This window comes from Mycoplasma sp. AC157 (assembly GCF_054343415.1).
Map to the genome: position 1 here is coordinate 29,283 of NZ_JBTGVE010000009.1, position 10,710 is coordinate 39,992.

1 protein-coding gene is annotated in these 10,710 nt (G+C 28.4%); it reads left to right on the plus strand.

What is annotated here, in order from left to right; translation table 4 throughout:
* The first annotated feature begins 13 nt into the window (after positions 1-13).
* Positions 14-10,408, plus strand: coding sequence for a hypothetical protein (locus ACXX84_RS02210; protein WP_458572821.1), 10,395 nt, complete (start codon positions 14-16; stop codon positions 10,406-10,408).
* Positions 10,409-10,710: the final 302 nt, after the last annotated feature.

Below are 10,710 nucleotides of genomic sequence, written 5' to 3' on the forward strand. Positions count from 1 at the left end.
AAAGGAAGTAATTATGAGTAAAAAAATAAAAAATAAAAAAGGAATAGCTCTTGGTGCTTTACTTGGAGCATCCATTGGTACAACAGCAGCTTTTGTTCCACATTTATTTAATGATAAAACTAAAAAAGCTGAAACAGTTAATATTAGTGAATTTGAAGCAACTAATATTGGTTTAAATAGTGCAACAGTTAAATTCAAACTAGATTTAGAAAAATTACCTGAAAAATACAAACAAGCTTTATCTGTTAATCCTAAATTAAACGTTAACATTATTGAAGCAAAAACAAATAGAATCGCTGATACAGATGTTGCATCTTACAATGAAGAAACAAAACAATTTTCACTTGATGTCACTTCATTAAAACCTGGAAAAATTTATAATCTACAAGTTGTTGATTTAAAACATGATAATTTAACTTTTGAAATGTCTACAAGTTCTGGATTTATTATTACAAAACCTGAACTTGAAAAAATTAATTATTCACTTGATAAAAGAAGTGCTAACTTAGAATTATACTTCTCTGATGAAGAGAAAATTCTTGTTGGTAAAGATGTAACAATTCAAGTAAAAAATAAAGATGATCAAAGTGCACAAGTTCAAACAATTACAGGAAAAGTAGTAGCAAAAGAAAGTCAAGATTTAGCAGGTAATAATAAAACTGATGTATTTTTTGAAACTAAATTAAGTGAACTAAAAAGAAATAACACTTATGAAATCACAAGTGTTAAAATCGATGATCGTGAAGTAGAGTCACATTCTTCACTTGAACGTTCATTTAAAACAACTATTCCTACTACAATTGTTACATCAATTGAACAAAAAACAAGTACTAAAAATCAAGCAACAGGTGAATTATACTTTTCTGCTGATGATGTAGATGCAGAAAATAAACAAATTAACGTAACTTATGCAAAAATAGGTAAAGATGAACATGGAAATAAAACAGGTTATGCAAGTCCTGTAACTCTTCCTAATTTAACATTAACAAAAGTTAAAAAAGGCGAATCAGATGTTTATAAAGTAGATTTAACTTTAAATGATTTAGAAGCGGGTTCTTCATATGAAATTATTAGATTATCTTCAATAAATAGTGATGATTTAGAACATGCAGTAAATGCAGTTTTACCACGTGAAGAAGCGGATAAATGAGTATTATCAACTCAACCAGTAGTACAAAAAATTAATGTAGATACTCAAGTAGAAAAAACAGCATTTGTAACAGTAACACTAAAAGATGATTCATATACTAAAAACGGACAAAGTGCATATTTAAAATATGCTCTTAAAACAGAAAAAGATGACACAACTAAGATTAAAACAGTTAAAGCTAATGTTGTAGGTAACTTCATTAGATTTACTTTACAAGACTTACAAGGATTACTAGAATACCAAATTACTGAAGTAGGAATTGAAGAAAAAACAGCAGCAGATGCTGCTGCTGCTACAACAACTGCTTTTGACTTTGTTGATGGTTTTGATGATGCAACTAAAACCTTTATTCCAACTGTATCAACTATTTTAATCCACGATGTTAACGTAACAGAAATAAAAGAAAGTACAGCAAAAGTTGTACTAGAATTTGAACCAAACAATGATTTTATTTTAAATAGAAAAGCAAAATTAAAATTCTCTGCTTTAGGTTCAAATGATGAAGTAACTTTCCCTTCACCTACTGGAAGCGAAAGTACAGTAGAAGGTAAAGTTATTTCTAAAACAAATGATAAATTACAAGTAGAGTTTGATTTAACTAATTTAAATGGTGGAACAAGTTATTCTATTACTGGATTAACTTTAGATGAAGATTCAACCAAAAGTGCTGTTGAAAACAACTTAAAAATTGATTTTTCAATTAACTTAGATGGTTCAAAAAGAAGATTTATTACTAAACCAGTAGTTAAAGATATTAACTACACAAACTCAGATACTTCTGCAAGTTTAACTTTCACATTAGCTAACTCATACCAAAGTGGAAATAATGATAATTTTGAAGGAAAAACTGCAACTATTAAATATAAATTAAAAGTAGATGCAAATGCTAATCCTGCTCCTTCAGGTGATGATACAGCAGAAAAAACAGTTACAGGAACTGTTCAAAGTAACTATATAGTTGTTGAATTAGATAATTTAACTCCAAATAAAACATTTGAAATTACTTCTGTTGAAGTACAAGGATATACTACTTCAACTTCAGATACAACAAAAGCAAATGATTTATTACATATTTCTTCTAATATAACAGAAGAGCAAAAACTATTTTATACAACAGCTATTTCAGCTAATATTAATAATATAGTTAATACACCACAAACTGAATCTACATCAAAATTAGTATTTATTTTTGATGAAAAATCAAGATTTTTAGCAACAAGAACCGTTACAATGACTTACAGAAAACTTAATGCAAGTGTTTCAACTGCTGATTCTACTATGGATGCAGTAGTTAATGCTGATGGTACATTAACTTATGATTTAACAGGATTAGAAATAGGTTCTAAATATATTGTAAAATCATTAGCAGTTAAAAGAACAGATGCAGATGCAGCAGATAAACCATTAACTAGAATTGTTTTTGATGCAAATACCGTAACTGAAGATAATAAAATCTTTAGAACAACAAATGGAGTTAGTCACTTAGAATTTAGAACTCCTGTAGAAACAAAAGCAAGAGTTGTTGTAACTATTTCTGATGCAAGTCAAGAATATGCTAATAAAAAAGTTAAATTAACATATGCTAAAATAGAAGCAAATGATTCTTCTGAAGTAACTACAGAAGCAGTTGATATTGTTAATGGAAAAGCAGTTTTTGATTTATCTAATTTAGAAAAAGTTAAAGATTATAAAATTACTCATGTTAAATTTGTTAATGGTTCAAATGAAACTGATATTCCTTTATCAACTAAATTAACAGAAGATAATAAAAAATTCACTACTTCTGCCCAAACTGCTAAAGTACAAACAATAGAAGAAGATACAACTGCAAGAACTAAAAATTCTGCAGCAGTAACTGTTTCATTTGCAAATGAAGATTCTTTCTTTGCAGATAACCAATATACTTTAACAATGAAGTATAAACTAAGAGGTTCTAATGAAGCAATTCAAACTGCTACAGGTAATTTAGAAACAACAGGAAATACTAAAAAATATAAATTTACTTTCTCAAATCTAAAAGAAGGAGCAGTTTACTACATTATTGGATTTGATGGTTCTAAAGACAATAAAAATGTTGATGTTATTTTAGATAATGTACAAGAAAGTAATAAACAATTTTCAACTAAAGCAACAATTAACTCAATTTCAGTAAACACTTCAGAAGAAGCAAAAGCAAGAATTGTTGTTAGATTTAATGATGCTAAAAGAGAAATTGTTAATAAAGAATTACAAATTAAAGTTAAAAAACAATCAGAAAAAGATGATTCTAATGCAACAACATATACTGCTACAGCAACTTCTGATTCAGGATTATATGTATTTAATTTAGATGGATTACCAAAAACTGAAAAAGTTGAAATTATAAGTATTTCTTATAGACAAGATGAATCAGGTACAGACTATAATCAACAAATTGACTTTGGAGCAGAGCAGCAAAGTACTTTAGATACTTCTAAAGTATTTATAGTATCAGCTACAAGTGCGACAGTAAATAATGTTTCTATTACTGCTGAAACAAGAAATTCAGCCACTGTAACTTTAACTTTTGATACTACAAAAGATTCCTTTGTTAATAGTAAAAAACTTAAATTAAAATATAAAGGACAAGATTCAGCAAATATTATTGAAACAACAGGAGATGGAGAAACAATTTCTAATGGTTCTGTTACAGTTAAATTAACTGGATTAAAAGAAGGAATTAGATATGAAGTTGTAGGATTTACAATTGAAAATCTAAAATCTAATTTTGATTCAACAGCAAGTTCACAAGCAGATATAAGTCATAGAACTTTTGTAACAAAATCAGCAGTTTCAAGATATGAATTCTTCCAAACGAGTGAGACATCAACAAGAGTTGTTGTTTCTATTGAAGATAATGCTAGAGTTAAAGAAAACTTTAAAGCAAAATTAGTTTATCATAAAACATCAACAGATAATTCACAAGCAACTGACATCACTACAGATGCAGTAAGTATTGTTAATGGTAGAGCAATTTTTGAATTAACTGGATTAACTAAATCAGGTTCATATACTATTAAAGAATTACAAATTAGTGATCAAGTAAATTCAGATACTAATTTAACCAAATTAGATGAATTATCTACAGTTACAGCAGATAGCAAACAATTTACTTTAACTTCTCAAACTTCAGAAGTAACATCTGTAACTTCAACTACTACGTTAAATAATGCAACTGTAACTATTAAATTAGGTGCTGCAGATGCCTTTACAATAGGTAAACAAGCAACTTTAAAATTAAGAAAACAAGGTTCTGATACAGAAACAAGTCAAACTGTTGCTTTAACCAATGATAACAGTGTTCCAAAAGGAGAATTTACTTTTAATAGTTTAGATTCAGGTTCAATTTATGTTTTAACTGGTATTAGTATTACTGATGTACCAAAAACAAACTTTGCTCAATCTATTACTGATGCAAGTAAACAAGTAGTTACAACTCCATTAATTTCAAGACTTATTATTGCACCAAGTACAGAAACAACTTATGGTTTAAGTGCTATTATACGTGATCCTTTATCAGGTTCAGGTGATAATAGATCATTTGATAATAAAAAAGTAAAAATTACTTATTATGCAACAGATAGTGAAAGTACTAAATTAACAGTTGAATCAACTATTAGTTTATCAAGAATAGATGCAAGTTTAACTAATTTAGTAAAATCAAAAACTTATAAAATTGAAAAAATTGAATATAGTGCAGCTGGTACTGAATTAACAGGAGATTTAACTGCATTAACATTTACTAGTGAAGTAACAGAAGAAAATAAACAATTTACAGTTACTCCAAAAACAGCACAAATTACTGAATTAAGTTATGAAAGTGTAACAAATAACAGTGGAACTGTAAAAGTTAAGTTTGCTAAATCAGTTGATGAATATTTAAGTACTTCAAGTAAACAACTAAAAATTAAATACCGTTCATCAGAAGATTCAGAAAGTAAAGAAAGTACTTTATCAAGTGCAACACTTGATGGAGAAAATGTTGTATATTCATTTGATTTACAAAATCTAGGACATGGTTCAAGTGTTAGAATTATTTCAGGAATAATTGAAGGAATAAATGTAAACTTTGCTTCTTCTATTACTGCAGAGCAAAAACAATTTAATACTACTCCAACAGTAAGAAACATTAGAAACTTTAAAGCAGATGAAGAAGGAAGTTGAAACATTGAAGTAAGACTAAAAGACTTAAAAGAAACTTCTGCTAATAAACAAATTAAAATTAAATATGTAAAAGAAAGTGAAGAAAATACTGAATTAACTTCTGAACCTGTAACTGTTTCTTCAAACAGAGCAACAATTAAAGTAACTGGTCTTGAAAAATACACACCTTACAAAATAAAACAAGTTATTTTAGTAGATTCAGGTGCAAATCCACAAAAAACCAATTTAGATTTTGAATCTTCAGTAGAAGATACTCATAAACAATTTAAAGTTATACCTAAATTAGCGACTATTGAAGCAGTTGAAGAAAAAACTTCAACCACAACTAGTTCATCATTTGTATTGCATTTCTCTGATGCTGATAGAAACTATTTAACTACTTACCACAATATAACCATTAAATATAGACAAAAAGGGCAAACAGAAATTAAAGAGAAAAATGGAACTGTAGATACTACTGCATTAAAAGCATCCTTTAGTTTTACAGTAGGACAAGATAGTTTTGTACAAGCTTCTTATGAAATCCTATCTGTAATTTTCCAAGGAGATCAACTAAATTCAGGAGTTAAAAATACAACTAACAACCCTGAAGGTGTATTAATCTTATTTAAAGATACTTTAACTAAAAATGATAGAACATTTGCTACAACAACAGATGTTTCATCAATTAGTACAACACCTGATGAAACTACTGCTGAAGTAACAGTAAAAATTAATGATAATTCTCAAACCTATGTAGGTTCAAGAATTAAAGTTGTTTATACTTTAAAAGATGGTCAAAATGAAATAACTTCAAGTGATGCAGAAATAGTACCAAGTAATGAAAATGGTAAATCAGAAGCAGTTGTTACTTTAACAGGATTGCAAAAAGAACATACATACACTATTAAGAAAGTATTAATTAATAATATAGAAACTCCTTTTGCTAGTGGTTTTGAAGACAATTCCAAAACTTTCAAAACAGTTGGAAAAACTGCAACAGTTACTTCTATTACTCAAGAAGCAAATTCAATTGCTAAAGATACAGCAACAGTTACTGTAACATTTGATAGTGCAGATGCATTCTTAGAAGGAAGTACTACAGTAGAACCTGCTACAACTGCTAAAAACTTATACTTAATTTTCTCTTCTAAAACAACAGGAGCAGTAAAAAATAGTAGTCAAAACGGTACTAATACAGCAGCACCTGCTACCGCTGTAACTAAAGATGGAAATACTGTAAAAGCAACCTTTAATTTAAGTGGTTTAGATGCAGGAGATACTTATGAAGTAATTTCTGTACAAGAAAGAGTGGGAGAACCACAAGCAAATGATGTACAATTTACTTTATCTGATAGTTTAACTAATAAAGACTTTAAAACATTACCTGCTTTAGGTTCAATTACTAAAAATGTAAATATTGAGAAAAAAGCAATATTAACTATTGATGTAGTTAATGCTAATGATATTGTTGAACCAAGTGCTTCAACAAGTGGTACTTTAACTTATACAAGAGTTGCTGATAATAGCGAGCATACTGCAAGCTTTACTTACAATAATAAAACTTCAATTCAAGTTGAATTAAATGATTTACAAAAAGATGAAGAGTATCAAGTAGTTAAAGCAACTATTAATGGTAAAGATTTAGAATTTACAAATGCAACTAATACAGATGCTAATAAGAAATTTAGAACAAGTGTTAGAACAGCAGAAGTAACTGTAACTGCTAATAGTGATAAACAAGTTGGTACTGGTACATTTACTTTAACATTTGGAAATCAAGATGAATTCTTAAATAAAGGTTGAACTGCTAATATTTCTTATCAAGCAACAAATGGACTTGAAAGAAAAATTACTCATAATACTTCTGTAGATATTAGTAATAAATCTGCAACCTTTACTTTAAGTGGTTTAACAGGTGGACAAACTTATCAAGTTACTGATATTACTTTAACTAAAAAAACAGATAATACTACTTCTTCTGTAAGCAGTGTTCTTGCAAGAATGCAAGGAACTAGTGGATTAATTAATACTAAAGCACAAGTAAAAGGTATTAGATATGTATCTGCAAGTGAAGGAAATGCTGCTGTAACTGTATCATTTGATAATACAAACTTAGATATTGCAAATAATGGAACTGTTGCAATAGAATATGAATTAGTAAATGCACTTGCTGATGGAAATCATAGTGGAAGTGCAACAGCAACAGTTACTGTTTCTAATAATAATAATAATAGTATTGCGACATTCGATTTAACTAACTTAGTTAAAGGGCAAGATTACAAAATAACAGCTATTAAAAAAGATTCAACTTCTGGTAAAAGTTTAATTTTCAACACTAACATAAGTCAAGATACAAATCCAGAAAGAAGATTTAAAACTATTACACAAACAGGAGTTGTTAGTGCAATTAGTTTTGCAAATCAAACAGTAAATAGTGCTAATGTTACTTTAACATTTGAAGATGAATTTATTAAAACAGGACAACAAGTTTCTCTATTATATAGAAAAGTAGGAACTACTGATTCTTATAATACTGCTCTAGTAGAAGTAGGTGCAAATAAACAAGTAACAGTTGCTTTAACTAATTTACAAGCGGGATCACAATATGAAGTAATTGGTGGAACACTAATTCCTTCATCTGCTTCAGTAACTATTAAACAAGAATTAATGAATAATAACTCTAATAAGTTCTATACAAAACCAGAAATTTCTGCAATTGAAATTACTCCTACTTCTGAAACAGAAGCAAGAGTGGTATTAACATTTGCAGATGGTGAAAATTCATTAAATGGTCACTCACTACATTTAACTGCAGTTCTTAAAAATAGTCAAGATGCTTCAAGTAATCAAAATCAAGCAAATGCAACAGTATCTAATGGTAGTGCAACATTTAACTTAAGTGGATTAACTAAGTATACTGAATATAAAATAACTTCAGTTGCTGATACATCTAACAATAGTAGTACTGAAGTTCCTTATAATCCTATCTTTGCAGATAACACTGGAGAGTTAAGAACTTCTAAAGAATTTAGAACACTTGGATTAAATACTACACTAGAGTTTGTAGCACAAACTTTTGGTGCTAACTCTACTGATGCAACCACAGAAAGTGCAAAAGTTAAATTTACTGTTGCACAAGCAGATAGAACATTTGCTAAAAATAAAAATATTTCTTTAAGATATGTACAATTAGATAGTACTGGTAATGAAATGGCAGATACTCAAAAAACTTCACCATTAAATGCAAGGTTAGCAGAAGATGGAAATATTGAGTTTGATTTAACTAAAGCAAGTGATGGACTACTAGATGGTACTAAATATAAAGTAAAAGAAATTATTGACCTTTCACCTGCAAGTGAAAGAATCACATTCAACTTACCTTCAAATAATTCAATTTTTGAAACATTAGTAAAACAACCACAAATTACAAAAATTGAATCTTTAAAATCAGAACACGATACTTCATTTGATACTAATAATCCACTTAATATTGATACTACAAAAGCATTCAAAACTAAATTTAATATAACTTTTGATGATCCTAAATCTGCTATTAAATGAGATACAGTAAATGATTGAAGTATCCAAGCAATTAGAAAAGGTAGACACAAAGGTGAAGCAGATATGAATATTAAAAACAGTAATATTCATTTATCTAGATTAATGGATAGCAGTAATAATCCTACTTCAACTTTACAAGTAGAAATTACAACCAACAACATTGAAGATATTGTTGGATCACAAATTGTATTCCAAGTTAATGCACTAAAATATGGATCAAGAGTAGGTAATACTTCAGATGCTACAACTACTGTAACAATTCCACATATTGCAGAAGATAATAAAGGAATACAACTTGTTGGTTCTACTAAAGCTAAATTATTTGTTGAATCAATAGCTTATACTTCTAACTATGGTGATAAATCATACGGAATTACATTTAAAATCTTTGATCCAAGAAGAAGTTTTAAAAATACAAGAGAATTTTCAAGAGCAAATGATAGATGAGTTGATACTCTTGGTTATTCATCATTAAATCCTGTTCTTTTCTTAAAAACAACAGATGGATTTGGTGCACCTGCAAAACAAGGATTTACAACTAACTCAGACCATAGTAATATAACAGGTGCTAAATTTATTACAGAGACTTCAACTAAAGCAACTTCAGGATTTAAACTAAAACAAAGTGCAAATGATATATTAGGTACTAATCCTACTTGAGAAAGTATAAGATTTAAAACTTATTATACTTCAACTTGAAGAGATGAAACTAATCCAGACTATACATATGTTTCACTATTAAGTTCAGTAGGTGATGAAAGTGAAATCTGAAAATTATTCCAAAAATATGTTAAAGTTGATGAAAGTGCAGTATTTTCATTACTAAAATATGTACCTTCAAGTTTTGATTTAACTCCAAGTAATGATCAATACTTTGTAGATGGTACAAGTGATGTATCTGAAGGTTCAACTTTAGCAAGTCCAGGCATATATAATTCACTTCATTATTTTGCTCCTTTACAACAAAGTAATGCTGATACACATCCTGATTCTCATTTTAACTTAGCAGTAAGAAGTAACGGTGATAAAAATGACTTTATTTTTGAAAATAAACCAGGTGTACAAGGTCATAATGAAGTAAGTCGATTTGTAGCATTTAATAAAACAGTTTGAAATAATGCTGATAGAACACTAAAAATGAATTATTTCGTGCCAGCAACAGCACCAGATAGAACTGTTAATGCTATTAACTTAAAAGGTTATGCAGTGTTTGAAGACAGACAAGGTAACTTATACTTTGCAGGAGATGAAAATGGAAATCCACAATCACTTGCAACAACTGATGCAAGTAATAATTCAGTTACATTCTATGTAAACTATAATGGAATTGCTGAAGATGAAAAAGCTCCAGATTCTACTGAATTTAGATTAATTGGTGTATGAAGTCAAAAAAGTGATGATGCTAAAATTGCTCCTGTGTTAATTCACATTAACAAACAGCAAGAAACATTAATTCAATTTGAAATCAATCCAGTTAACAACACTTCAGAGACAACTTCTTTAGAAGCAATAACAGCAGCTCCTTCAAATTAACACATCCTAAAAACAAAATCTAATCTTAAGAGGTTAGATTTTTTTATTTGGACAAAAGAAGTCAAAGATAATAGTTTAAAGTAATCATCAAACAATTGCTTGAAGAAGAAATTAAGTAATCTTTCTGTATACTAGGGCCTAAACCATTAACAAAATAAAAAGAAGAAAAAAAATTTTATTAATAAATTAATAAAGAATTTGTTTAGAACCTAAATTTTTACTATTTTTCTATACTTAGCAAAAAATAACACATTTTCAACAAAAAAATGTGTTTTTTTATCAAAATTTTTGATTTTTTTCTT